This is a genomic window from Pseudomonas sp. XP2 (assembly GCF_053557975.1).
This window is the reverse complement of sequence record NZ_JBNRIK010000006.1, coordinates 83,777-108,245: the sequence shown is the minus strand read 5'-3', so window position 1 is coordinate 108,245 and position 24,469 is coordinate 83,777. Positions and strand designations below refer to the sequence as shown.

The window sequence follows — 24,469 nt, the reverse complement described above, 5'->3', positions numbered from 1 at the left end:
GGGGTTGGTGTTTCCCCGGCGATGGGGCCAATGAATGCAGCGCAATCCTTTGCTCAGCCCATTCCCTTCTATTAATTAACCCCGGTTATAGCCAAAACCAATCACAAGCATGAGCTTTGCCAATGAGCCTTCAGCGGGATGATTAGTTAGGATTCTATCCATCAACTGATTCCAACCCCATGAAGGAGCGTCTCTCATGCCAATCATCAACAGCCAAGTCAAACCGTTCAACGCCACCGCCTACCACAAGGGCGAGTTCGTCCAGGTCAGCGAAGCCGACCTGAAAGGCAAGTGGTCTGTCGTGTTCTTCTACCCGGCTGACTTCACCTTCGTCTGCCCGACCGAGCTGGGTGACCTTGCCGACAACTACGCCGAGTTCCAGAAACTGGGTGTGGAAATCTACGGCGTGTCCACCGACACCCACTTCACCCACAAAGCCTGGCACGACACCTCGGACACCATCGGCAAGATCCAATACCCGCTGATCGGTGACCCGACCCACGTCATTTCGCGCAACTTCGACGTGCTGATCGAAGAAGCCGGCCTGGCGGATCGCGGTACCTTCGTGATCAACCCGGAAGGCCAGATCAAGATCGTCGAACTGAACGACGGTGGTGTAGGCCGCGATGCTGCCGAACTGCTGCGTAAAGTGAAGGCTGCCCAGTACGTTGCCGCCCACCCAGGCGAAGTGTGCCCGGCCAAGTGGAAAGAAGGCGAAGCCACTCTGGCGCCATCGCTGGACCTGGTAGGCAAGATCTAAGGTCATGCCCATAACGCGGGCGGTAAGCAGCCGCCAAAGCTGAAATACCTACCGCCCCGTCAAACGCCCGGGCGACATCGCCTGGGCGTTTTTGTATCCGAGTTTTGAAAAAAAGGAATCGCCCGTATGTTGGACGCCACGCTTAAATCGCAACTGAAAACCTACCTGGAGCGGGTCACCCAGCCGATCGAGATCGTAGCCTCCCTCGACGACGGCGCGAAGTCCCGCGAATTGCACGACCTGCTGGTGGAAATTGCCGGTTTGTCGAACCTCATTACCTTCAGCGCGGACGGTACAGATGCCCGTCGCCCGTCGTTCTCACTGAACCGCCCGGGTAGCGATATCAGCCTGCGCTTCGCCGGTATACCCATGGGCCACGAATTCACCTCGCTGGTGCTGGCGCTGCTGCAAGTGGGCGGCCACCCGTCCAAGGCCAGTGCCGAGGTGATCGAGCAGATCCAGGCGCTGGAAGGCGAGTTCACCTTCGAAACCTACTTCTCGCTGTCGTGCCAGAACTGCCCGGACGTGGTTCAGGCACTTAACCTGATGGCGGTGCTCAACCCCAATGTGCGCCACGTGGCCATTGATGGTGCGCTGTTCCAGGATGAAGTGGAAGCGCGCAAGATCATGGCGGTGCCCAGCGTGTACCTGAACGGCGAAGTGTTCGGCCAGGGCCGCATGGGGCTGGAAGAAATCCTAGGCAAGATCGACACCAATGCCGGCGCTCGCCAGGCCGAAAAGATCAACGCCAAGGATGCCTTTGACGTGCTGGTGGTCGGGGGTGGCCCAGCCGGGGCTGCAGCGGCCATCTACGCCGCACGCAAAGGCATCCGCACCGGTATCGCCGCCGAGCGTTTCGGTGGCCAGGTGCTCGATACGCTGGCCATCGAGAACTTCATCTCGGTGCAGGAAACCGAAGGGCCGAAGCTTGCCACTGCACTGGAAGAACACGTCAAGCAATACGATGTGGACATCATGAACCTGCAGCGCGGCGAGGCGCTGATTCCGGCCACCGATGGCGGCCTGCATGAAGTACGCCTGGCCGGCGGCGCCTCGCTCAAGGCCAAGACCGTGATCCTGGCCACGGGCGCCCGCTGGCGCGAAATGAACGTGCCGGGCGAGCAGGAATACCGCGGTCGCGGCGTGGCCTACTGCCCGCACTGTGACGGCCCGCTGTTCAAAGGCAAGCGCGTGGCGGTGATTGGCGGCGGTAACTCAGGCGTGGAAGCGGCCATCGACCTGGCCGGTATCGTTGCCCAGGTGACGCTGATCGAGTTCGACAGCCAACTGCGTGCCGATGCGGTATTGCAACGCAAGCTGCACAGCCTGCCGAACGTGAAAGTGATCACCAGCGCGCTGACCACCGAAGTGCTGGGCAATGGTGAGAAAGTGACCGGCCTGCGCTACAAGGACCGCACGACCGATCAGCAGCACGAGGTGGCGCTGGAAGGCATCTTCGTGCAGATCGGCCTGCTGCCGAATACCGATTGGCTGAAAGGCACGGTCGAGCTGTCGCCGCGCGGCGAGATCATCGTCGATGCCAAGGGCCAGACCAGCATCCCAGGTGTGTTTGCCGCAGGTGACGTGACCACCGTGCCGTACAAGCAGATCGTGATTGCAGTGGGTGAAGGGGCCAAGGCTTCGCTGGCAGCCTTCGACCACCTGATTCGTACTTCGGCACCGGCATAAGCCTGCGCTGGCCCTATCGCCGGCAAGCCAGCTCCCACAGGTGATCACAGCATTCGAAACTGTGGTGCACCTGGGGGAGCTGGTTTGCCGGCGGTAGGGCCTTCGAAGGCTGAGGGTGTCTATGATTAGTGCAGATCCCCTCAGGAATCACGCCTATGACCCTGATCAGCCGCGAACCCTGGTGGCTAGTACCCCCAAAGCCCGGCCAGCAAGAACAGGACCTGCACTGGGGCTACCTGGAAATCTACGCCGACGGCCGCGCCGTGTTTGTCGACCAGCGCCCCAGTGACCGGGAGCTGGCCGAACGCAAGAGCTGCCGCAACTTCCCCGAACGCGAGCCGTGACGGCTTAGCCTTCCAGCTCGGCCAGCCGCGCTTCCAGCGCCGCGATGCGGGCCTCGAGTGCTTCGATGCGGTCTTCCGAAACGCTGCCGCCACTGCTGCGCGCGCCACCTTCCTGTTGACGTGCAGCGAGGATCGTCTCGATCTCTGCCGGGTCGCCCAACGCATGGGTGTAGCGGTCTTCACGCTGGCCGGCCTGGCGTGGCAGGTGCAAGGCCAGGCCGCGCGAGATCAGGCGCTCCAGCTGGTGCTGGATCTGCTCGGTGTCGTCAAAGTCGTGCAGGCGGTTGCTGCGGGTGAGCAGTTCGTTGAGGGTTTGCGGGCCGCGCAGGAACATCAGGCCCATCAAAATCAGCTGTGCCGGCACCAGCTCCAGGGCCTTGTCCACCCGTTGTTCCCAGCGGTCGGCACGGCTGCCCATCTGCAGGCGGGTCATCCCTTGCCCTTCGAGTGCGCGAAGGGCCTGCCCAACCTGGCCCTGGGTAAGGTTCATCACCGGCTCGCGGCTGGTCTTCTGGTTGCAGGCCAGGACCAGGGCATTAAGGGTCAGCGGGTAGCTTTCCGGGCTGGTGGCCTGCTTCTCGATCAGCGAACCGAGAATACGGATTTCAACGCTGCTGAAGCGGCCTTCATCGGCGGTTTCTTGTTCTGACATGGCCCTGTCTCAATTGCTGGGGAAAGGCCACTAGCCTAGGTAATGCGCCTGGCTTAAGCAATCACTGGCATCATCGCTAGCAGGCGCAGGCTTGCCTTCGATGGGCCGCAAAGCGGCCCTTTGGTCTGCTCAGGCGCTACGCCCCTCTTCGGCTTGGCACGCCGCCGCTGTGAACAGCACATCGGTCGACGAATTCAGCGCTGTCTCGGCCGAATCCTGCAGCACGCCGATAATGAAGCCCACCGCCACTACCTGCATGGCAATTTCGCTGGGGATGCCAAACAGGCTGCACGCCAGTGGAATCAGCAGCAGCGAGCCCCCGGCCACACCCGAGGCGCCACAGGCGCACACCGCCGCCACCACGCTGAGCAGCACGGCCGTTGGCAGGTCTACCGGAATACCCAGGGTATGCACCGCGGCCAGGGTCAGTACGGTAATGGTGATTGCCGCACCGGCCATGTTGATGGTTGCGCCCAACGGGATCGACACCGAGTAGGTGTCTTCATGCAGGCCAAGGCGCTCTGACAGTGCCAGGTTCACCGGGATGTTGGCCGCCGAGCTGCGAGTGAAGAACGCGGTAATGCCGCTTTCGCGCAGGCACAGCAGGGTCAACGGGTAGGGGTTGCGGCGGATTTTCCAGAACACGATCAGCGGGTTCATCACCAGCGCCACGAACAGCATGCAGCCGATCAGCACAGCCAGCAAGTGCAGGTAGCCGAGCAGGGCCTGCAGGCCCGACTGGGCGAGGGTGGAGCTGACCAGGCCAAAGATGCCCAGCGGGGCGAAGCGAATAACCACGCGCACGATAAGGGTCACGCCATTGGACAGGTCTTCGACCACGGTGCGGGTGGTTTCACCCGCATGGCGCAGGGCCACGCCCAGGCCGATGGCCCAGGTCAGCACGCCGATGAAGTTGGCGTTGAGCAGGGCATTGATCGGGTTGTCGACCGCGCTCAGCAGCAAGTTCTGCATCACCTCGGAGATGCCACCCGGGGCGCTCAACGTTGCCTCACCGCTGCTCAGCACCAGGTCGGAGGGGAATAGCATGCTGGCGACCACGGCTACGACCGCTGCGGCGAAGGTACCTAGCAGGTACAGCCAGAGGATCGGCCGGATATGGGTTTCCTGGCCGTGACGGTGGTTGGCGATCGAGGCCATGACCAGGATGAACACCAACACGGGCGCCACGGCCTTGAGGGCGCTGACGAACACCTTGCCCAGGAAGGCCAGGTCGCGGGCGATGGCAGGCGCGAGCAGGGCAACGGCGATGCCCGCGAGCAGGCCGATGACGATCTGTGTCACCAGGCTGGTGCGGTTGAGGAGGCGGAAGACAGGGGTCATGTGCAGCGGCATCTCGGAATCTGGAAAGGGCGAGACTTTACCATAGACCACGTGTACGGCTGTTCTGGCGTCTTCGCCGTGTACCGAGACGTGTGCAGTACCGGTGGAAGCGGTTTCACGGACAAAGACGCCACCACGATCACCAATGAAACAATTCCCGCCGCGCCCCCTCGGTAATCGCGACAATCCCCGGGTGCTTGACCTTGCGCTCTACCGAAATGGCATAGAACGATTCGTGCACGGCCTCGGTCTGGCCGATCAGCGCCACACCATATTGGCGGCACACCTCGTCGGCGATCACGCTGGGGGCGACAAAAATGCCGCTGCCCGACTGGCCGAACGCCTGCATCAGGGCACTGTCATCGAACTCGCCCACGATGCGGGGCTGCAGCTGTTGCTCGCCCAGCCACCGCAGCAAACGGCTGCGCACCACGGTTTCCTGCCCGGGCACCAGCAGCGGAGCATCCTGCAGGCAGGCGGGGAAGGGGCCGTTCAGGCGTTGTGCCAGTGCCGGCGTGGCGAAAAAGCTCAGCCCGCACTCGCCCAGCTTCTGGCTGTAGCCCTTGATGTCCAGATTGCTGGGCATGGGGCTGTCGGAAATCACCAGGTCCAGGCGCTGGATGGCCAGGTCTGCCAGCAACCGCTCAAGTTTGTCTTCGCGGCAGTTGATGCGCAGCACCTCATCCAGCTCCATGGTCGGTGCCAGCAGGCGGTAGACGATGGATTTGGGCACCACATCGGCCACCCCCACACGGAACAGGATCTGCTCCTGCGGGCCGGCGCGCAGCATGGCCTCCAGTTCGCCGCCAATCTGGAACATCTGTTCTGCGTACACCAGCGCCTGGCGGCCGGTCTCGGTCAGCTCCAGTTGGCGGCCGACGCGCTGGAACAGTTCCAGGCCGTAGGTTTGCTCGAACAGGCTGATTTGCCCGCTGATGGTCTGTGGTGTGAGGTTCAGCTGTTCGCTGGCGCGGGTGATGCTGCCCGTCTTGGCCACGGCCCAGAAGTAATGCAGCTGGCGATAGTTGAGCACCGTCGGTCGTCCCGATTCGTAAAGCCCGAAGTATACGCCATGAAAATACGAATTTTCCTGAACTGTCGGCATCTCTAGAATGCACCGCATCAGGCGCCATGCGCCGCCGGGATATTTCAAGCGAGGACACCATGCTGCAATTCAAATCCATCGGTACCCCATTGGTGCTGGCGTTGGTCCTGTTCACCCTGGCAGGCTGCGACCAAGCCGAGAAATCCGCCCAGCAGATGCTCGACCAGGCCGCGCAGTCGGCCAAGCAGGCCATTGACGATACCAACAAGGCCGCCCAGCAGGCGTTGAACGAGGCTATCGGCGGCGAAGCGCAACAGCCTGAAGATGCCGACAAGAAAAAAGACACCCAGGAAATCTGACCCTAAACCGCCGCTGCAGGATTTGAACAATGGAATACTTGCTGGAACTCGCCGCTAGCCCTACTGCCTGGGTTGCCCTGGCTACATTGGTGGCCATGGAAGTTGTGCTGGGCATCGACAACCTGATCTTCATCTCCATCCTGACCAATAAACTGCCGGTGGAGTACCGCTCCAAGGCACGGCGGATCGGGATCAGCATGGCCTTGGTCATGCGCCTGGCCTTGCTCAGCACGGTGGCCTGGATCGTACAGCTCACCGACCCTGTGGTCGAAGTGTTCGGTAACGCCTTCTCGTGGAAGGACATGATCCTGATTGCCGGTGGCCTGTTCCTGCTGTGGAAGGCGACCAAGGAAATTCACGAAAGCGTTGACCCGCACGGTGCCAAGGAAGAAGCCAAGGTCGGTTCGACTGTAACCCTGGGCTTTGCTGCGGCAATCTTCCAGATCCTGCTGCTGGACATCGTCTTCTCGGTTGACAGCATCATCACCGCTGTGGGCATGACCGAGCACTTGCCGATCATGATCATTGCCGTGATCACGGCAGTCATCGTGATGATGGTGGCCGCTGACCCGCTGGCCAACTTCATCAATGACAACCCGACCGTGGTCATGCTGGCCTTGGGCTTCCTGATCATGATCGGCATGACACTGATCGCCGAAGGCTTTGGCGCTCATGTGCCGAAGGGGTATGTGTATGCGGCCATGGCGTTCTCGACCGCGATCGAGATCCTCAACATTCTGGCTCGCCGGGCGCGCTTGAAGCGTGAGGCTGCTGAAGGTTGATGAAAAAAAGACGGGGCGCATTGCGCCCCGTTCGCGGGTTCTGAAATCTTAGTGCACCCCGGCTGGCCGTCGTGGCCGTCGCACAGGTTGCGGCTTGGCAGGTACCAGCGGTGGCCGGTGGTGGTGGGAATGGCGCCGCACGATACGCAGCACACCCCACAGCATGGCGGCTGCAACGCTCAGCCACATGCCCACCAGCATGAGGATTGCCATAGTCAGGCTCATCTGTGCCTCCCTCTCCAAGGGCAGCGCTCGGTCAGCCAGCGCTTGCCTTCCAGATACTGCTTTAGTCTAGCCCTTCGCCTGTGACGTTCCATCGAACAAAGGTCTATCCCTGAGTCCGATTCGCTCCAAGCCGCTGTCGGACTATACCCGCGCCGCTGTCGGACCTATGATCGGTGCCAGAGCCGGGCGCTGCCTGCCTGGCGTTGGAACAAGCGAGTGTCCATGCAGCAACATTCCGTCAAAACTGCCCCCCGGCGGCTGCTGGCCGTCTGTCTGATGGCAGCCACCCTGGCTGGCTGTGCCAGCGCACCGCCCGCCAATCTCAAAGGCCTGGCGCAGCGGGTCGAGATCAGCAGCGTGCCGTTCTACCGTGGCAACGCCAACCACAGCGGTGCCATGGCGCTGGCAGCGGTGCTGTCGCAACAGGGCGCGCCGATTACGCCTGGTTTGCTGGACAAGCCGCTGAACCTGCCCCAAGGCGCAGATGCGCTGGACACGGCTATCCCTCGCGTGGCACGGGACTACGGCATGGTGGTATACCCACTGGACAAGCAACTGGACGCGCTATTGACCCAGGTGGCGGCGGGCAACCCGGTGCTGCTGCGTTACGAAGAGGGTTCGGCCTGGTGGGGTGAGCCACGTTATGCGGTGCTGATCGGCTATGACCGCTACAAGCAGCGTGTGCTGCTGCGCTCGGGCATGCACCGGCGGCAGGTGATGGCGTTTGATGACTTTGCCTCGGCGTGGGCAAAGCAGGGGAGTTGGGCGGTGCTGGTGCAGCCACCGCGGCAACTGCCGGCCCAGGTGGATCGCCAGCGCTGGTTGCAGGCTGCGGATGAGCTGGCACGGGCGGGGCAGGAAATTGCGGCGAAGCAGGCCATCAGCAGCCTGAACAAATAGCGGTGCCAGCTCCCACAGGTAGCGCACTGGGTTCGACGCCTGTGCGGTACCTGTGGGAGCTGGCTTGCCGGCGATAGCGCCAGGCCGGCTTACATCAGAAGCCCAGGCGATCGCGCAGGCTGTAGTACCAGGCGCCAATGGCGCTGAACGGCACGCGCAGCATCTGGCCACCCGGGAACGGGTAGTGCGGCAGGCCGGCGAAGGCGTCGAAACGCTCAGCCTGGCCGCGCAAGGCCTCGGCCAGCACTTTGCCCGCCAGGTGGGTGTAGGTCACGCCGTGGCCCGAGCAACCCTGCGAGTAATAGATGTTGTCGCCGATCCGGCCAACCTGGGGCAGGCGCGACAGGGTCAGCAGGAAGTTGCCGGTCCAGGCGTAGTCGATCTTCACGTTTTTCAGCTGCGGGAAGGCCTTGAGCATTTTCGGACGGATGATCGCCTCGATGTTGGCCGGGTCACGTGCGCCGTACACCACGCCACCGCCGAAGATCAGGCGCTTGTCGCTGGTCAGGCGGTAGTAGTCGAGCAGGTAGTTGCAGTCCTCGACGCAGTAATCCTGCGGCAGCAGGGTGCGCGCCAGTTCTTCGCCCAGGGGTTCGGTGGTGATCACCTGGGTACCGCATGGCATGGACTTGGCGGCCAGTTCCGGCACCAGGTTGCCCAGGTAGGCGTTGCCGGCGACGATGATGAACTTGGCGCGCACTTTGCCTTGCGGGGTGTGCACCACTGGGTTGGCACCGCGCTCGATACGCACGGCCGGGGTTTGCTCATAGATGATGCCCCCCAGCGACTCGACCGCAGCTGCTTCGCCCAAGGCCAGGTTCAGCGGGTGGATATGGCCGCCGCTCATGTCGAGCATGCCACCGATATAGCTGTCGCACGCAACCACTTCACGGATGCGCTTCTGGTCCATCAGCTCGAGCTGGTTGTGGCCGAAGCGTTCCCACAGGCGCTTTTGCGACTCCAGGTGGCCCATCTGCTTGCTGGTGAGGGCGGCGAACACGCCACCGTCTTTCAGGTCGCACTGGATGTTGTATTTGGCCACGCGCTCACGAATGATGCGCCCGCCTTCGAAGGCCATGTGGCCCAGCAGTTGTGCCTGCTTGGGGCCGACGGTGCGTTCGATGACGTCAATGTCGCGGCTGTAGCTGTTGACGATCTGGCCGCCGTTGCGGCCCGATGCGCCGAAACCGACCTTGGCCGCTTCGACGATGCTCACCTTGAAGCCGTTCTCCAGCAGGAACAGGGCGCTGGACAGGCCGGTGTAGCCGGCACCGATGATGCACACATCGGTTTCCACCTCACCCTGCAGCGCCGGACGTGGCGGCACCGGGTTGGCCGAGGCGGCGTAGTAGGACTGGGGGTAGGGGGTGTTAGCCATGCTGCAGGAACCTCGTGTTTTATATTTTTAACGAATGTACCGATGCTATCAATAATAATAAACACCCGCTAGTCGTCTGGTGAAAATCCTTTACGGGGGACCCGCCAGCAGCCTTTATATAAAGGGGTTAAGATTCAGTAGGTTAGCGCAAAAAAAAGTGTTGACAGGGTTTTTGGAATGCGTAGAATGCGCACCACACGACAGGCACATAGCTCAGTTGGTTAGAGCACCACCTTGACATGGTGGGGGTCGTTGGTTCGAGTCCAATTGTGCCTACCAAACAAAAGCCCCGGTTTCCGGGCGCTTGAAGGGCGATCCGAAAGGGTCGCCCTTTTTGTTTTTGCAAAACTTTTGCAAAACCACCCACCTCTATCCTCTCTAGGCCCTAGAAACCTACAACGCCTTTGAGCCAAGTGATCACTTGAGTCCCTTCTGGGCTCGTTGCAAGCAATGCGAGACCTTGTACCACTGTTGCAGCATTGGCTGAGTGTTGAAGATACGGCCCGATCTTCGAGGTTTTTAGGGCCTGTGTTTTCTCTTCAAGTGGCGCTTCTGGCCTGTCCCGCAGGGTCATCAGAGCTATCAGCAGGGCATCAAACGGCGTATCTGCTGGAAGGCCAAGCATTTCAAGAAAAGAAGGCGGATCACGCTCAATAACGCCGTTCTCCGAACCAATAATCTTTCCTCTGGTGTACTCCACGTCCGTTCCATGCGAAACAGAAATGGCGGTCTTGAAACCTATTATGTCCACATCTGAAAGCTTCAGTATCATTCCACCAGGCCTCTTTCCTGTGACTGATGGTTTCTTGATATCACAGCCTGACTGGTTCCAGTAGGCGAATGATATCTCGCACTGGATTGGGATAGGACAAACCTCCGTGAAATTTTTGGCCGCAGACCGGCAGTTGCCCCGGCACGGACACCGCTGCTGTCGCCAGAGGCGAGACAGCCACCCGCGCCACCTTGGTGCTCTCCGACCTGCTCGCACGGGCTGATGCTCGAGCCGGACAGTTGGCGAAGGCGTATGACCGAGCCAAGATAGCGGGAGACCAGTGCGCCAAGGAGTACGACTATGTGAGCGGGCGACAGTCGCGGAACCAGTCTGATTAAGCGGTGCCATAGAAGTACTACAACCTGTGCTACGTCTTCATCAGCTTCCTAGCGCCAGTTTCCGCATGCGTATTAGGCAGCAGGGTGATGTTACGTACTATCTTGGAAATACTCGGATCCTAGGAAGAGGAAGAAACTGATGGACGGACTGCCTATCACTCAGGTGTCGAAAGCGGTATCGGAATCATCAGCTGTTATCGTGGGTGATAAGGAGCTTGCGCGATTCGATACCGAGCTCAGCCACTGGGTGTTGAATGTGGAGCCTCGAAAAAACGCAGATGTTTTCGAAGGGGCTATAGGTCGTCCAGACCATCGGAATACCCCCGATGTCCATAGCTCGCCTGCCAACGGGAGCGCTCCATTGTATTTAGCGAAAAATGACCCGCTTGCGCCGGGAGGGGATAGGGCCAAGCGTCAGGGCACGACAAAATCCGATATCGTTTCCAGCTTCGATCAGCGGCCGGCACGCGTCTTTGTGGATTCCCCGGCGCGTATCGAGCGAGACACCGACGACCCTTCCTACCGTCTGGCCAATCGTGCGTACCAGGCCACGGCCACAATCGCCAGAACCGGTCCAATCCGATACTGGACCGCATGGCGTGCTGACAATACCCATGCAGCCGAAGGACCAGGAAACTTCGCGGTGCTGGCCTACTCGGATAACGGCGGCGAGAGCGTTAAAGAGTACGGATACCTGACGTACTCACCTAGCCATCCAGGAAACCAGATTGTAGATCCAATGCTCTGGACAGATCCCAAGGGCCGTCTCTGGCTTTTCTATGGCGTCCTGGGAGACAACAAGCTCTACGATGGTATTGGTGGAGCATGGGCAGTTATTTGTGACGATCCCAATGCTGAGGACCCCAAATGGGGCGAGCCATTCCGTTTGTCTTACTACGGTGATCCGCGACGTCCAGTCAAGATCGAAGATAAGTGGTATCTAGCAGTAGATGGCTGGCGCTTCTCTGCTGAATATCCTCCAGCATACATGGATCATGTAGGGCCGCATATTTACGAGCTGGATTGGGAAAGCCAGAAAATTAAACATGTTTCTCAGCTTCCACCTAACAATAACGGCCAGTACAGTGGTTTCTTTGAAACTGAGTTCGTGCAGCGGTCCGATGGAAGTGTTTTAGCTCTGCTAAGATCGTTGGGTTCCAACTCACAAATGCAGTATTCCGTCAGTCGCGACCTAATGAGGACCTGGACGCCTTGGCAGGCTTACACGGTTACCGCTCCGAGCTCTTCGTCGCGTGCGTGGCTAGGCAGGACTCCTTCCGGACTCCTTCTACTTTGCTGGAACAATGATCTTGTGCGAGGAACACTGACAGTTGGTCTCTCCGATGACGACGGAGCTACATACCGGTATAAAAAAATTATCGAGCCAGATTCTTCTATTCAGGTTTCGTATCCGGTAGTCAGTTTCGGTGATGATGGTGAGATACTTATCATCTACGATAACGGTCGTGATTCTCACAAACAGATTCGCATCGCCAAGTTCAATGAGCATGAGATCATCTCTGGAAAAAGCACGCCTTCTGTCAGAGTTATCAGCGATCCAGCAAATCTCTAAGGATCAGCAGTAAATTTATGCGGCCTGGATGGACTGGGCAAACAAAAAACGAAGCCCTGGATGCTGGTGTCCAGGGCTTCTAGCTACCTTGGTCCCTATGAATGGCAAGCCAGCGTGGCCAAATGGTATCAGCGAGAGGCTTTAGAGTCATCAGCTGTTCCCGTTCTGGGTGCCACCAATCCGCCCTATACTCTGCTGGTCAATTGGGCAGGGCATCGCATTTTGGACAAGCGCACCTTTATCGGAATGGTCGAGGCCGGCGAGCCGCTGATTCAGCAGGCTGTCGACGCCGTCCGTGAGTATCACCAGGCGCAGGGTCGCGGCGCGCCGGCGGAGGAGGTCGAGCGCCTGCTGGCCGAGTCGTTATTTCAGGCGGTATCCGACTACCAATTGCGGGTCGTTGCGAGAGCCAGGGGCAAGAACCTGCCACCTACCCATTGAACATTTAGACGCTAACACCGACCGACAGAATGCTCTGGCCAGCTCCACACTCATGACTGATAGTCATCTACCAATCTGCAGCGAGCGCCTCTGTGATGAGCAAAGAGCATCAGGTTCTCCCTCGTATTTTGAGGTATCGATCTGCACCTGGTTACCTAGGGATGTGCAGGACAGAGTTCGATAAGGCAGTACGGCCACTCGTAAAGGAGTTCCCGATTGGCGCGCGAGGCGTAGGATTTGATCGGTATGAACTCGATGAGTGGGCAGACACTTACATAGCTGAGCACGCAGTAGACAAGACTCCCGGTCGGATGCTTTTGTCAGGTAGTTCTGTTATTCGAGCTGAAGGAAAACGATCTGAGCAGTCAGGGATGGATCTTGAGCCGGCACTGGAGTTGGTGCGGCGCAAGAGGTGAATGTCATGAGAACAGAATTTCTCCTGCTAGCTCAGTACGATGGACTGGCAGTAATTCCGCTGGACTAGGTGTGCGCCGACTACTTTTCTCACCGGAGCCCAGAAAAACAGAGGCTCAATATCGCCAAGGGCGAGATACGCCTTCCACTCATTGCGATGGAGCGCAGCTAAAGTGAGCTCGCGGTATTCATTTGGCTGATCTGGCCGCGTACATGGATGCTAGCCGTGCAGAGGCCACGTACACTATGTAGTGGAGGTCGCCGCGAGGCCGTTACGTTCGTGCAGCGAGCGCGTCCGGTTCGATTGAGTATTCTCGCGGCGACCAGATTAAGCATACCCTAGCTCTGCTGATCATTTTGTGGACCGACGAGGTGCTTTCTACGACGGATGTCATCCATTCCGAGATGGTCGACTGAAGCCATGCAACGGAATTGGGACCCAGTCGAACCTGCCGTGGAAATGTGCCTTCGCGCATCCGTCGATAGATAGTGTTCCTTCCCGGCCCGTCACGGATATCACCTCATCAATTCGTATGAACCGATCAGTCGCGGCTGAAATCATACTGACCTCCGGGCCCCAATTGGCTATCTCAACTTGGTAAGCGTTGGAGGTGGTTTCCGCTTGCGTCCAGGCTTCGATTACCGCCCGCCGCGTTGCTCCCAATCTTTGAGACACGCCCTAACAGATTCCAGCCGCCAACAGATCCGCTGTCCCTGCCTGAAGAACGGGGGTAGCCATGATGCACGGGTTTGCATGGCGCGTCGTATGGCGGATTAGGATCGGCCGAGTAGTTTTGCCAGCTCAGGGATGTGGATAATCTCAGGTTCCATAACAATCAATAAGTTAGCACGCGGTTTTGCAAATTGACCGGCGTAAAAAATATTCCACGCGGCACCCGCGCCACGAACGTCAGATTTGCCATTCTGTAGCGCGCGTCTTCACAAGACCACCTTGACATGGTGGGGGTCGTTGGTTCGAGTCCAATTGTGCCTACCAAATCGAAGAAGGGGTGATCCGAAAGGGTCACCCCTTTTTTCATTAGCCATTGCTGTGGGTACCGCAAACTGCGGTAAGGGCACCCAGTGCTCACATTCGAAAGTTTTTGATTTTTCTCAAAAAAAAGCTTTACAGGTACGCATCGGATCACTAATATGCGCACCACACGACAGGCACATAGCTCAGTTGGTTAGAGCACCACCTTGACATGGTGGGGGTCGTTGGTTCGAGTCCAATTGTGCCTACCAAATCCCAAAAAGGGCGATCAGAGATGATCGCCCTTTTTGCATTCTGCCGCTAGAACGCCTTTGGCAGCCACAGCGCCAGTTGTGGGAAGGCAATCAGCAAACCGATCAGCGCGAGCAAAGCCAGGCAGAACGGCAGGGCGCCGTACACCACGTCCATGAAGTTGCCGCGACCACGGATGCTCTGCACCACGAAAAGGTTCATGCCGAACGGCGGGGTGATCTGGCCCATCTCGCACAGCACGATCAGCACCACCCCGAACCACAGCGGGTCAAAGCCCAGGTTGACGACGATTGGCACGATCAGCGGCGCCGTGGTGATGAGCATCGCCAGGGTGTCCATGAAACAGCCGAGCACGATATAGAACACGATGATCGCCAGCAGCGCGGTCGTGGGTGGCAGGTTCAGGTCGGTGACGAAGCTGACCAGGGTGGCGGTCAGCCCGATGGACGCCAGCACGAAGTTGAGGAAGAACGCCGACAAGGTGATGAAGATGATCATGCCGGTGGTGCGCAACGTGGCTTCGAAGGCCTGGCCCAGGCTTTGCCAGGTGAAAGCCCGACGCCACAGGCCCAAGCCCAAGGCGCTGAGTACCCCAAGTGCCGCCGACTCGCTGGCCGTTGCAAAGCCGCTGTAGATCGAGCCGATCACCAGAACGAAGATGGCCAGTGGCGGCAGCAGGTCGGGGATGCAGGCCAGGCGTTCTGCCCAGCGGGTGTGTTCTATGCGCCCACCCAATGGTGGGCGCACCAGGCAGGCCAGCACGATCAGTGCGACGAACAACAGGCTGAGGATGATGCTGGGGATGGTCGCGGCCAAGTATAGCTTGGGCACCGACACGTTGGCAATCAGGGCGAACAGGATCATGTTGATCGATGGCGGAATCAGGATACCCAGCGTGCCGCCAGCGGCGATGGAGCCAAGGAACAGCGGTGCGTTGTAACCTTTGCGTTCCTGCTCTGCGATGGCCAGGGTGGAAATGGTAGCGGCGGTTGCCACGCTGGAGCCGCTGGTGGTGGCAAACAGCGCGCTGGCGCCGATGTTGGCGTTCATCAGCCCGCCCGGCAGCCAGGATAGCCATTTCTCGACCGCCTGGTACATGCGCCCGGCCACTCCCGAACACACCAGCAGTTCACCCATTAGTACGTAGAGGGGGATGGCCACCAGCAGGAACTCGGCGCTGATGTTCCAGGCGATTTCGCCCATGGCATTGCTCAGCGGCAGGGTCGAGAACAACTGCGACAGCGACATCCCCAGCAAGCCGACACTGACGGCCGCGGCCACGCTCAGCGCCAACAGGGTCAGCAGCAGCAACAAGGTGATGCTCAGCATGGCGGGTGCTCCTGGGGAGGGGTGGCGGCGGGGTGTAGCGCTTGCTCGATTTCCTGCTCGACCGTGTTGATACCGATCAGTGCACTGACTGCCCCCCAGCGCCCGCGCAATAAATGCCCCAGGCTCACCAGCGCCAGGTTGAGGAGGGTCAGGGCGAAGAACAGGTAGCCGGCAAACCAGAGGGATTGCGGTATCCATTGCGGTACTTGCAAGGGGGTGTTGGACACTGAACGGTATTCGATGGAGTCCCACAATACATGCCAGGCGTGAAAGACCAAGGTGCTGGCCAGCGCGGCCATGCAAGCCAGGGCGAACAGGTCGAGCGCCACCCGTGGTTTCAAGCCAAGGCGAGCGTAGAGGATGTCGACGCGGATGTGCGAACGCTTGAGCAAAGTGACCGGTAACGCCCAGGCGCTGGTGACTGCCAGAACATAGCCGGCAATTTCATCAGCGCCGCCCATGGAGATGCCCACGGTCTTGCGCAAGATCAGGTCGATGCCAATCAGCAGGGCGCAGCCGAGCAGGGCAAAGCCACCCACCCAGGTGCTGGCCTTGGCGATGGCGGTGATGGCCGCCAGGCTGGAACGGGCCGTCTTCATCTCTGTATGCTCCGAGGGAAAGGGTTTATGGGGCCAGGCGCATGCCGGTGGCGCGGCCTGCGCTGGCATTCCATTGTTCGACACAACTGGGGCCACAACGCCTGCCCCAGTCGTTGGCGATTTCCAGCGCCATTTGGCGCACGCGCTGCTGTTCTTGCGGGTCGGGTGCCGACGCACTCATGTGCGCCAGATGGTGGATCTGGCAGTCAGGGCTGCCGACATTGCATGCCTTGGCGTACCGGTTTTCCCTGGCCGTCTCCTGCCAAAGGGCATCTTCCAGCACCTTCGACTGCGCCTGCAGCAGTTGCTGCACCTCAGGCGGCAACTGTTGCCAGCGCTTGAGGCCGATACCATAGAAGCCAACCGACCAGTCCACCGGCAGGTCGTACAGGTACCCGGCCACGTCGTACCATTTGGCCGCGTTACCCGAGCCGATACCGGTAATGGCGCAGTCGATGACGCCGGTCTGCATGGCGGTCACCACTTCGGCAAAGGGCAGGGTGACCGGCGCAGCGCCAATCGCTTTGACCAGCTCGGCCATGTTGCGCCCGCGGGTGCGGATTTTTCGGCCTTTGAGGTCGGCCAGCGATTGCACGGGCGCGCGGCAGAAAAACACCTGCGCAGTGTACGGCACGGTGGCCAGCAGCTTTATGCCATGGCGCTCGGCCATACGCTGTTCCAGCACCGGCTTGTAGGCGTCGGCGATGCGGCGGGCCCTGCCGATGTCGGCGGCCATGCCCGGCAGGTCGATGCCTTCGAAGGTAGCATCGTCACCGGCGACGAATGCGAACACGCCCATGCCAATGTCAACCGCGCCAAAGCGCATCAGGCGAATGATTTCCGGGCCCTTGAGGCCGCTCTCCGACAGCCCCAGCAGCTGGGCGGTGACCTTGCCGTGGGAGGCGCTGGGCAAGGAGCCGTTCCAGAACGGCTGTTCAACGGCGCGGAACGTGTAGTTGTGGCTACCACCACCGATCACGTTGAAACGGATTTGCGGGTAGTCCTGCGCCTGGGCGGCCGGGCTGCCCATCAGCACGCCAAGCGCCAGCGGTATGAGCAGGGAGATGAGCTTCACGGTAGGCCTCTTGTTGTTGTTCGGGGGCTACTTCGGGTGCGGTGTGACGCTATCCGCGAGGGCGGGTCGCCGCCTCGATGGTCGACCGCGACCCGACGATGTCGGGAAACTTCTCGCCCTTGGCCAGCCGTGCGAGGGTGTGCTTTTCGTTGTGCTGGAAGTCGATTGCCCGTTGCGCCAGTTCTACCACCCTGCCTGGGCGCAGGAACACGATGCCGTTCTCGTCTGCCACCACGGCGTCGCCCGGGTACACGATGACCCCGCCGCACTGGATGGCAGTGCAGAACTCGCCTTCGTGGCCGATCACTCGCGTGGTGATGGCACTGGCACCGCGCGACCATACCGGCACGCCGTGCTCGCGCAATTCGCCAAGGTCGGTGACATAGCCGTCGACAATGATCCCGGCTACCCCGGCCTGCTTGGCGGCGTAGGCCATGGCCCCACCCAGCGCGGCGGTGATGCGCTCGCCGCAGCGGTCCACGATCAGGAAATCGCCGGGGCGTGCGCAGCCCATGGCGTAGTGCAGGATGCCACCGTCATTGCCGGGCATGCGTACGGTTACGGCAGTGCCCACCGCGCGTACATTCTGCAAGTGTGCCTTGATGTCTGGGTGGGGTATGCCGTGGGTAATGAAATGACCGATAGTTGCCGGTTCGGCATTGATCAGTATTTCAAGTTCGTGGGCGTTAACCGGGGTAGGTAGAGCTTCGATGATATACATAGGGAGTTGTTGTTATGCCGGATGCTTTTTCGAAGGGTTTCGGTCATCCTAACAAGCGCCCTGAACGGTCGATAATAAAAATCCGTAAGCAGTAGCCGGAGCAGTTTTTATCATGCGTATCACGCTGATGCAGATCGAGGCATTCTACTGGACCGCTCGCCTGGGCGGTGTGCACGCGGCCTCACGGCATCTTCACCTGACGCAACCTGCGGTGTCGGCGCGCATCAAGGAAATGGAGTCGTTGCTCAGCGTCAAGCTGTTCGACCGCAGCAAGCAGCGCATGAGCCTCACCGCCGACGGCCACACGGCGCTGCGCCATGCCGAACTGGTACTGAACAACAGCACGCAGCTGGAGCAGTTCGCGGCCCAGCAGAAGCAACACCGGCGCCTGCGCCTGGGGGCAGACGAGTGCTCGGCCATGGTCGGGCTGACTGCGGTGATAAGCGAAATCAAGGCGCACTTCCCGGAAATCACCCTGGAAATCACCATCGATGTGGGCGCCGCGCTCAACCGCAAACTGAACGATCACGAACTGGACATCGCCCTGCTGACCAACCCGGCCACACGCGAGGATGTGACCGATGTGTTCCTTGGCTGGATGACGTTTCAGTGGGTGGCGGCGCGGCACCTGGAGATTGCCGACGGGCCGTTTCTGCCGCAGCAGGCGCGGCAGTATTCGATCGTTACCCACAGCGCGCCGTCGACACTGTATTCGGTGGTGGACCGCTGGTTGCAGGAAAGCGGCTCGGCGAGCCACGCTTTTCATTCCAGCAACTCGCTGGCGTTTATTGCCAAGATGGTATCAGCGGGGCATGCCATTGGCATATTGCCGGTGCCACTGATTCGCGACATGTTGGCGGTGGACATGCTGAAGACATTACCGTGCGACCCGGCGATTCCTGCGGCAAAGTTCTGCCTTTCCTATTTGACTGAACGGCCAGACATGCAACTGGGTGAACTGGTATCGATCATTCGGGCGACACTGGTAAAGCAGAACTTTCTGGTAGATTGATTAGTCCCGAGCCCGCAGGCACCGTAGCAGCCCGAAAACTGCGCGGTGCCTGCAGGCGCCGGTTGTGTGGCGTGTCAGCCGGTCAGGTGAGCGCCTGTTTTACTGCAGCGATATGTTGCCCGGCCTGGTTGAGCCATGACAGATCACTGCCCATCAGCAGCATGTCGCTGCCCATGTCCAGCAAACGCCCGGCGGTGACCCGGTCGGCCGGAAAGCACGGCACCATCACCTTGATCGAGCGGGCGTGGCATTTTTCGATCAGCACCTGCAGGCGTTGCCGCACCTCGGGGTTGCCCAGGCGGTAGTCGACCGGTAGCCCGCGTGAAAGTGAGTAGTCCGCCGGCCCGAAGTGCACTGCATCGATCCCTTCCACATCGAGAATCTCATCGATGTTGTCAAAAAACTCATAGCTTTCGGCCATGGGCACGATCACGCTGCGGTCGTTTTCTGCCTGCGTATAGCGCGCCCAGTCGAAACCTGGCCCGGCGAACCCGGCCGAGCGCACCGAGCTGTCGCCACCGCGCCGTCCCAAGGGCGGGAACTTGCTGTAATGGATGATCTGGCGCATCTGCGCGGCGTTGTGCACTTGCGGCACGATCACCCCGGCAGCGCCCATTTCCAGGGCCTTGCGTATATCCCACTCCAGCGTGCCCCGCACCCGTACCAGGCTGGGGATTGCAGCGCTGCTGGCGGCCAGCAGCAGTTTTTCCATGTCGCGGTCCACGCCCAGCGCGGTGTGCTCGGCGTCAATGAAGACGAAGTCCAGGCCCCAGTTGCCGGCCACCTCGATGGCCATGCAGGCGGTGCTGTAGATGTTCATGCCGAACGTGGCACCGCGCGCCATGCGGACCTTCAGCAAGGTGTGTGTAGTGCTTTGGTTCATGTTCGAGGCCGCCTTGGGTCAGATGCGGTAGGTTTCAGGCAGCCGGTCGCGGAACGGGTGCACTTCGAATATGCCCGGGTCACGGATCAGCGATTTGTTGCGGGCCTTGGCCAGGTCGATCTCGGCGGTGTACACGCCGTCTTCCAGGCCGGCGCGCACCAGGGTCTTGCCGGACGGTTCGATGATATGGCTGGTGCCGATGAACTGCATGCCCTCGTCCATGTCGTTGCGGTTGGGAGCAACGAAGTACACCATGTTTTCAGCGGCGCGCACGGTGCTGAAAATGTCCGGCAGCATGCGTGCCTGTTCTGGCCAGGCAGCAGGCAGTACGACGATGTCGGCACCTTCCAGGGCCAGAGTGCGTACCACTTCGGGGAAGCGGATTTCGTAGCAGATGGCCAGGCCGATGCGGCCGATGTCGGTATCGAACACAGGTGTTGCCCAATCGCTGGGGCGGTCGGTGAAGCGGTCGCCGATCATGAATGGCAAGTGGCGCTTGCGGTGCAGGCCGATGATGCCTTGCGCGCCGATCAGCGCGGCGGTGTTGTACACCGAGCTGGCGTGCCGCTCGTAGAAACCGACCACGATCAGGATGCCGGTCTGCGCCGATACCTCCAGCAGCGGCGCCAGGGCGTCGAGGCTGATGGCGCCGCGCTCGAGGTCTTCACGGCTGTCGAACGCGCCGCCGGTGAGCAGGCATTCGGCAAAGGCGATCAGCCGCGAGCCTTCTGCAGCGGTCTGGCGTGCCAGCGTGGCAACCTTGTCGACGGTCAGGGCCGGGTTGCCGGCCACCGGGTGAATCTGGGCTACGGAGATTTTCATGCTGTTCCTTGATGGCAGTTGAAAGGCGCCGCAATGCGCGGCGCGAGGGCGTCACTGTGGCTGGTAGCCCATGGCCTGGTAGACCTTGCTGACCAGTTGGGGATTGATCTGTGCGGCGTACTTGTCGACCACGGGGCGGATCTTGGCCTGGATGCGCGCCACCTCCTCGGGCGGCAGTTGGTTGACTTGCATGCCCGCGCCCTGCAGGTCGGCGATGGCCTTGCTGTCCGCCTCCCGGGAGATGCGCCGTTGTTCCAGGCGCACTTCCTGGGCAACCTCGGTCAGCAGTTGCTGCTCGTCCTTGTTGAGGCTGTCCCAGAACGTCTTGCCGATCAGCACAATCTGTGGGTTGTAGTTGTGCCGGGTCAGGCTCAGGTACTTCTGCACCTCGTTGAAGCGTGAGGCGAGGATCAGCGCCGCCGGGTTTTCCTGGCCGTCCACGGTGCCGGTCTCCAGTGCCGTGTGCACCTCGGTGAAAGGCAGCGGCGTCGGGTTGGCACCGAGTGCCGCCCACACGTCCAGGAACAGCGGCGATTGCTGGGCGCGAATCTTCAGCCCGGCAATGTCTTCAAGCTTTTGCACCGGCCGCACATTGTTGGTCAGGTTGCGCTCGCCCAGCTCCCAGAACGCCAGGCCTACCAGATTTTTCGCTGGCAACTGGTCGGTGAGCATCTTGCCTACCTCGCCGTCGAGCATGGCATCGACCTTGGCGGTGTCGGTGTACAGGAACGGGAAGTCGAGGATGCCGAAGTCGGTGATGTGGTTAAGCATCAGCCCGGCGTTCCAGGTCATCATTTCCACCACGCCACCCTGCAAGGAAGACAGCACCTGTACGTCGCCGCCCAGGACACCGTTGGGGAAGGTGCGCACCTTGATCTTGCCTTCGCTGCGCTCCTGAACCTTCTTGGCGAACAGTTCCATGCCGATGGCCGGTGGCGTGCCTTTGGGGCTGGTGGCGGCGAACTTGATGACGCGGGCGTTGTAGTCGGCGGCCATGCTCAAGCTGCTGGACAGCAACAGGGCGGCGATGAGGGCGAGTTTCTTCATGGACAGTACCTTTATTGTTATAGGGGGGATCAATGCCCGAACCACTGGGCGGGAACGGTGACCAGTTCGGGGAAGATGACCAGCAGGAACAGCACGATGATTTCCGCGATCAGGAACGGGAACGTGCCTTTGAGCAGTGCCTCGTAACGCATGCGACCGATGCCGCAGACCACGTTGAGCACCGTGCCCACCGGCGGGGTGATCAGGCCGATCGAGCAATTGATCATGAACAGCACCCCGAAATAGATTGGGTCGATGTTCGCAGCGGTCACCACCGGTACCAGGATTGGTGCGAGCAGCAAAATGGTGGGGGTGAGGTCCATGACCATGGAAATCACCAGGATCAGCAGCATCAGCACTACGATCAGCAGCCGGGGGTTGTCCATCACTGGCTGGATCAGGTCGATGATTTGCCCGGGGATGTCGGCGATGGTAATCATCCAGGCCGGGATCGAAGCGGCAGCTACCAGGAACATCACGGCAGCGGTGGTCTTGCCGGCGCGCAGCAGCAGTTGGTTGAGCGACTTGAGGCTGAGCTCGCGGTAGATCAGCGACGACACCAGCAGGGCATAGACACTGGCCACCGCACCGGCCTCGGTCGGGGTGACCACGCCAAAACGCAGGCCGACGACGATGATCACCGGCAGCATCAGCGCCCAGAAGCTGTCCACCAGGGCCTTGAGGCGCTCCTTGCCGCTGGCCTTGGGGCTCAGTTGCACATCGTTGTTACGCCGCGACATCAGCCACCAGGCCACCACCAGTGCGGCGGCGATCATCAGCCCCGGGGCGATGCCGGCGAGGAACAGCTTGGTGATCGACAGCCCCGAAGCGACGCCAAGCACAACGAAACCGATGCTGGGTGGAATGATTGAACCCAGCACCGACACCGATGCGATCAGGCCCCCGGAGCGGTTACGGTTGTAGCCGGCGATGACCATCATCGGCAGCAACAGGGCGGTCAGCGAGGCGGCGTCGGCCAAGGCCGAACCGGACAGGCTCGACAGCAGCACGCCGGCAAAAATGGTGACGTAGCCAAGCCCGCCGCGCAGATGGCCGACCAGGGTGATGGCCAGCTTGATGATGCGCTTGGACAAGCCGCCGCTGTTCATTACCTCGCCAGCGATGATGAACAGCGGAATTGCCAGCAGCGGGAAGCTGCCGGCCGAGTTGATGATGTTCTGCGCGATGATCTGGCCATCGAACAGGCCCAGCAGCCACATCAACGCCACGCCGCAAAGGATCAGGGCATAGGCGATGGGGGCGCCGATCAGGATGGCGGCCATCAGCACGCCGACGAAAACAGACAGGGCCATTATTCGACTGCTCCATCTTTGAGCGAAGTTTCGGTCTGGGCGGGCGCCGGGAGGGTGCCCGTCAGGTTCCTGACCAGCTGGGTGCAGATCAGCAGCGCGCTGAGGATGCAGAAGACCAGGCCCGCGCCGTAGAACAGCGCCATGGAAATACCCGTGGAGGGAGCACCGACATGCAGGTTGATCAGGGTCTGCTTCCAGCTGCCGTCGAGAAACAGCCAGGTCACATACAGCATCAGCAGTTGTGTCAGTGCCAGCAGCCAGCGGGCCACGCCAGGCGAGACGCGGCGGGTGACGATGTCGACGCCGATGTGGCCGTGTTCGTGCAGCATCAGCTGCGCGCCAGCAAACACCAGCCATACAAACGCCAGGCGGGAAATCTCTTCGCTGAAGAACAACCCTGAGTTGAAGCCATAGCGCAGCACGACGTTGGTGAAGATCAGGCAGGTGATGCCGACCAGACAACCTACCACCAGCGTCTTGAGGATGATGAAGTAACCATCGACCAGGGTTTTCATGGCGCCTCCTGAGGCAGAGCTGCCCAGGAAGCGCCAAAAGCGCCCGGTGCGATCATGCGGACGCGAGCATCCACCTGTATGTATGAGCGGGACATGGGTTCACCTTTATTATTATTCGACATACGTCGTCGTATGACTGCCCCGATTCTTCTACGAAACGCCCGGCTTGCGCTGCCTCAAGTTTTTTATCAGCGGGATAAGAAATGGCGATCAGCGCAGACGCCACGGGTAGTTGTCCTATGACTTGGTTGCAAGGTGTAACGTATGGTCGCGGTTCTTGCGCATGGCCCTCGTGCTAGAATCCGCCCCTTCGAATCTGGAGGTACACGCGTGCGCAAACTGGCTGTGGTAATGGCAGTGCTTGCCCTGGCGGGCTGTGAAAACGAGGTCGAAGGCGTGCACAAGCAGGTGGCCGAACACCTGCATAACCCCAAAACCGCCAAGTTCGGCAACGTGCGGATCGACACACAGGGCACCATCTGCGGCCAGGTTCGCGGCAAGGACGATGCCGGGCAGTACGAAGCCTACCGCAGCTATGTGGCGATCAAGCGTGACGGCCAGTACGACATCATCGTCGACGACACCGGCAACAACCTGCGTATCCGCGAGGTGTGCGGCGGCGCCGATCTGCAGCGCCGTGCCGATGCACTGGCTGGCCAGCCGGCACCCGAGGGCTGGGACGTGGAAGTGATCCAGGGTGCCAACATGGGCGCGCTGAGCGACATGACCGCGCGGCTCATCGAGAAGGGTATCCCGTCTTCGGTGGAATACCGCAACGGCAAGCCGGTGGTGCTGATGGGGCCGTTCCCAACCCGTGAAGAAGCTCAAGCGCGCAAGGACGAAGTGATGGCCAAGCTGGGCACCGATTCGGTGGTCATCCAGCATGGCGCAACC

26 protein-coding genes, 2 tRNA genes and 2 pseudogenes are annotated in these 24,469 nt (G+C 60.5%); 14 read left to right on the top strand and 16 right to left on the bottom strand.

Annotated elements, in window-relative coordinates:
• Positions 1 to 196: 196 nt before the first annotated feature.
• From ahpC to ACK1VC_RS09425, 3 genes are all read left to right on the top strand, one after another.
• Positions 197 to 760, top strand: a complete 564-nt coding sequence (gene ahpC, locus ACK1VC_RS09435) for an alkyl hydroperoxide reductase subunit C (protein ID WP_004375926.1) — start codon at positions 197 to 199, stop codon at positions 758 to 760.
• A gap of 126 nt (positions 761 to 886) precedes the next feature.
• Positions 887 to 2,449, top strand: coding sequence for an alkyl hydroperoxide reductase subunit F (gene ahpF, locus ACK1VC_RS09430; RefSeq protein ID WP_060517207.1), 1,563 nt, complete (start codon positions 887 to 889; stop codon positions 2,447 to 2,449).
• Between the two features lie 155 nt (positions 2,450 to 2,604).
• Positions 2,605 to 2,793 (top strand): hypothetical protein, encoded by a 189-nt coding sequence (locus ACK1VC_RS09425; protein WP_016487923.1) that lies wholly within the window; start codon positions 2,605 to 2,607, stop codon positions 2,791 to 2,793.
• Positions 2,794 to 2,797: 4 nt separating this feature from the next.
• Here ACK1VC_RS09425 and ACK1VC_RS09420 read toward each other — a convergent pair whose 3' ends face one another.
• The 3 genes from ACK1VC_RS09420 to nhaR all read right to left on the bottom strand — a co-directional run bounded on the left by ACK1VC_RS09420 (position 2,798) and on the right by nhaR (position 5,819).
• Positions 2,798 to 3,445: a YceH family protein gene (locus ACK1VC_RS09420; protein WP_060517209.1), complete on the bottom strand. Its 648-nt coding sequence runs from the start codon at positions 3,443 to 3,445 to the stop codon at positions 2,798 to 2,800.
• A 129-nt stretch (positions 3,446 to 3,574) separates the two neighbouring features.
• Positions 3,575 to 4,786 (bottom strand): serine/threonine transporter SstT, encoded by a 1,212-nt coding sequence (sstT, locus tag ACK1VC_RS09415; RefSeq protein ID WP_031312121.1) that lies wholly within the window; start codon positions 4,784 to 4,786, stop codon positions 3,575 to 3,577.
• A 139-nt stretch (positions 4,787 to 4,925) separates the two neighbouring features.
• Positions 4,926 to 5,819: a transcriptional activator NhaR gene (gene nhaR / locus ACK1VC_RS09410; protein WP_060517211.1), complete on the bottom strand. Its 894-nt coding sequence runs from the start codon at positions 5,817 to 5,819 to the stop codon at positions 4,926 to 4,928.
• Positions 5,820 to 5,950: 131 nt separating this feature from the next.
• Here nhaR and ACK1VC_RS09405 point away from each other — a divergent pair, with 131 nt between their 5' ends.
• A complete protein-coding gene (locus tag ACK1VC_RS09405; RefSeq protein ID WP_191086750.1) occupies positions 5,951 to 6,190 on the top strand; it encodes a hypothetical protein in 240 nt (79 codons plus the stop codon).
• 29 nt (positions 6,191 to 6,219) lie between these two features.
• Positions 6,220 to 6,972 carry a TerC family protein gene (locus tag ACK1VC_RS09400; RefSeq protein WP_016487918.1) on the top strand — a complete coding sequence of 251 codons (753 nt, stop codon included), beginning with the start codon at positions 6,220 to 6,222 and terminating at the stop codon, positions 6,970 to 6,972.
• A gap of 48 nt (positions 6,973 to 7,020) precedes the next feature.
• On the opposite strand, the gene ACK1VC_RS09395 is transcribed toward ACK1VC_RS09400, so the two are convergent.
• Positions 7,021 to 7,197: a hypothetical protein gene (locus ACK1VC_RS09395; protein WP_016487917.1), complete on the bottom strand. Its 177-nt coding sequence runs from the start codon at positions 7,195 to 7,197 to the stop codon at positions 7,021 to 7,023.
• Positions 7,198 to 7,419: 222 nt separating this feature from the next.
• Here ACK1VC_RS09395 and ACK1VC_RS09390 point away from each other — a divergent pair, with 222 nt between their 5' ends.
• Positions 7,420 to 8,097 carry a peptidase C39 family protein gene (locus tag ACK1VC_RS09390; protein ID WP_060517213.1) on the top strand — a complete coding sequence of 226 codons (678 nt, stop codon included), beginning with the start codon at positions 7,420 to 7,422 and terminating at the stop codon, positions 8,095 to 8,097.
• Positions 8,098 to 8,191: 94 nt separating this feature from the next.
• On the opposite strand, the gene ACK1VC_RS09385 is transcribed toward ACK1VC_RS09390, so the two are convergent.
• The gene (locus ACK1VC_RS09385) at positions 8,192 to 9,475 is read right to left on the bottom strand and encodes an NAD(P)/FAD-dependent oxidoreductase (RefSeq protein WP_003250557.1); all 1,284 of its coding nucleotides are present in this window, start codon (positions 9,473 to 9,475) and stop codon (positions 8,192 to 8,194) included.
• 202 nt (positions 9,476 to 9,677) lie between these two features.
• Here ACK1VC_RS09385 and ACK1VC_RS09380 point away from each other — a divergent pair.
• Positions 9,678 to 9,754, top strand: a tRNA-Val gene (locus ACK1VC_RS09380).
• Between the two features lie 106 nt (positions 9,755 to 9,860).
• Here the strand turns inward: ACK1VC_RS09380 and ACK1VC_RS09375 are convergent.
• Entirely contained in the window at positions 9,861 to 10,247 is a 387-nt protein-coding gene (locus ACK1VC_RS09375; protein ID WP_191086749.1) for a hypothetical protein, read from the bottom strand.
• Positions 10,248 to 10,372: 125 nt separating this feature from the next.
• Between ACK1VC_RS09375 and ACK1VC_RS09370 the strand changes: the two are divergent.
• From ACK1VC_RS09370 to ACK1VC_RS09355, 4 genes and pseudogenes are all read left to right on the top strand, one after another.
• Positions 10,373 to 10,585: pseudogene (locus ACK1VC_RS09370) on the top strand (DUF2514 family protein); the annotation flags it as partial.
• 139 nt (positions 10,586 to 10,724) lie between these two features.
• On the top strand, positions 10,725 to 12,158 hold the full coding sequence (locus ACK1VC_RS09365; RefSeq protein ID WP_080641068.1) for a sialidase family protein: 1,434 nt from the start codon (positions 10,725 to 10,727) through the stop codon (positions 12,156 to 12,158).
• A 222-nt stretch (positions 12,159 to 12,380) separates the two neighbouring features.
• Positions 12,381 to 12,599: a hypothetical protein gene (locus ACK1VC_RS09360; RefSeq protein ID WP_031312117.1), complete on the top strand. Its 219-nt coding sequence runs from the start codon at positions 12,381 to 12,383 to the stop codon at positions 12,597 to 12,599.
• 421 nt (positions 12,600 to 13,020) lie between these two features.
• Positions 13,021 to 13,265, top strand: a pseudogene (locus ACK1VC_RS09355) (pyocin activator PrtN family protein).
• Positions 13,266 to 13,285: 20 nt separating this feature from the next.
• Here ACK1VC_RS09355 and ACK1VC_RS09350 read toward each other — a convergent pair.
• Positions 13,286 to 13,489, bottom strand: a complete 204-nt coding sequence (locus ACK1VC_RS09350) for an AlpA family phage regulatory protein (protein WP_320999748.1) — start codon at positions 13,487 to 13,489, stop codon at positions 13,286 to 13,288.
• Positions 13,490 to 14,181: 692 nt separating this feature from the next.
• On the opposite strand from ACK1VC_RS09350, the gene ACK1VC_RS09345 reads away from it, so the two are divergent.
• Positions 14,182 to 14,258 (top strand) — tRNA-Val (locus tag ACK1VC_RS09345).
• A 49-nt stretch (positions 14,259 to 14,307) separates the two neighbouring features.
• Here ACK1VC_RS09345 and ACK1VC_RS09340 read toward each other — a convergent pair.
• From ACK1VC_RS09340 to ACK1VC_RS09325, 4 genes are read right to left on the bottom strand one after another with little or no spacing between them, the layout of a single operon-like run.
• Complete coding sequence (locus ACK1VC_RS09340) at positions 14,308 to 15,588, bottom strand: TRAP transporter large permease (RefSeq protein ID WP_016487911.1); 1,281 nt, start codon at positions 15,586 to 15,588, stop codon at positions 14,308 to 14,310.
• Positions 15,582 to 16,187 carry a TRAP transporter small permease subunit gene (locus ACK1VC_RS09335; RefSeq protein ID WP_016487910.1) on the bottom strand — a complete coding sequence of 202 codons (606 nt, stop codon included), beginning with the start codon at positions 16,185 to 16,187 and terminating at the stop codon, positions 15,582 to 15,584. Before ACK1VC_RS09335 ends, ACK1VC_RS09340 begins: the two co-directional genes overlap by 7 nt.
• 25 nt (positions 16,188 to 16,212) lie before the next feature.
• The gene (locus ACK1VC_RS09330; protein ID WP_191086748.1) at positions 16,213 to 17,262 is read right to left on the bottom strand and encodes a TRAP transporter substrate-binding protein; all 1,050 of its coding nucleotides are present in this window, start codon (positions 17,260 to 17,262) and stop codon (positions 16,213 to 16,215) included.
• Positions 17,263 to 17,311: 49 nt separating this feature from the next.
• A complete protein-coding gene (locus ACK1VC_RS09325) occupies positions 17,312 to 17,983 on the bottom strand; it encodes an RraA family protein (RefSeq protein ID WP_060517217.1) in 672 nt (223 codons plus the stop codon).
• Between the two features lie 112 nt (positions 17,984 to 18,095).
• Here ACK1VC_RS09325 and ACK1VC_RS09320 point away from each other — a divergent pair, with 112 nt between their 5' ends.
• Complete coding sequence (locus ACK1VC_RS09320; protein ID WP_016487907.1) at positions 18,096 to 18,995, top strand: LysR family transcriptional regulator; 900 nt, start codon at positions 18,096 to 18,098, stop codon at positions 18,993 to 18,995.
• Positions 18,996 to 19,077: 82 nt separating this feature from the next.
• Here ACK1VC_RS09320 and ACK1VC_RS09315 read toward each other — a convergent pair whose 3' ends face one another.
• Genes ACK1VC_RS09315 through ACK1VC_RS09295 form a run of 5 tightly spaced genes read right to left on the bottom strand, consistent with a single transcriptional unit; the run spans position 19,078 to position 23,575 of the window.
• On the bottom strand, positions 19,078 to 19,878 hold the full coding sequence (locus ACK1VC_RS09315; protein ID WP_191086747.1) for an HpcH/HpaI aldolase family protein: 801 nt from the start codon (positions 19,876 to 19,878) through the stop codon (positions 19,078 to 19,080).
• Between the two features lie 18 nt (positions 19,879 to 19,896).
• The gene (locus ACK1VC_RS09310) at positions 19,897 to 20,700 is read right to left on the bottom strand and encodes a carbon-nitrogen hydrolase family protein (RefSeq protein ID WP_016487905.1); all 804 of its coding nucleotides are present in this window, start codon (positions 20,698 to 20,700) and stop codon (positions 19,897 to 19,899) included.
• A 51-nt stretch (positions 20,701 to 20,751) separates the two neighbouring features.
• Positions 20,752 to 21,747, bottom strand: coding sequence for a TRAP transporter substrate-binding protein (locus tag ACK1VC_RS09305; protein ID WP_191086746.1), 996 nt, complete (start codon positions 21,745 to 21,747; stop codon positions 20,752 to 20,754).
• 29 nt (positions 21,748 to 21,776) lie between these two features.
• Entirely contained in the window at positions 21,777 to 23,060 is a 1,284-nt protein-coding gene (locus tag ACK1VC_RS09300; protein WP_016487903.1) for a TRAP transporter large permease subunit, read from the bottom strand.
• Entirely contained in the window at positions 23,060 to 23,575 is a 516-nt protein-coding gene (locus ACK1VC_RS09295) for a TRAP transporter small permease (protein ID WP_016487902.1), read from the bottom strand. Before ACK1VC_RS09295 ends, ACK1VC_RS09300 begins: the two co-directional genes overlap by 1 nt.
• Before the next feature lie 330 nt (positions 23,576 to 23,905).
• On the opposite strand from ACK1VC_RS09295, the gene ACK1VC_RS09290 reads away from it, so the two are divergent.
• The coding region (locus ACK1VC_RS09290; protein WP_449117946.1) for an SPOR domain-containing protein at positions 23,906 to 24,469 on the top strand (564 nt) is incomplete at its 3' end.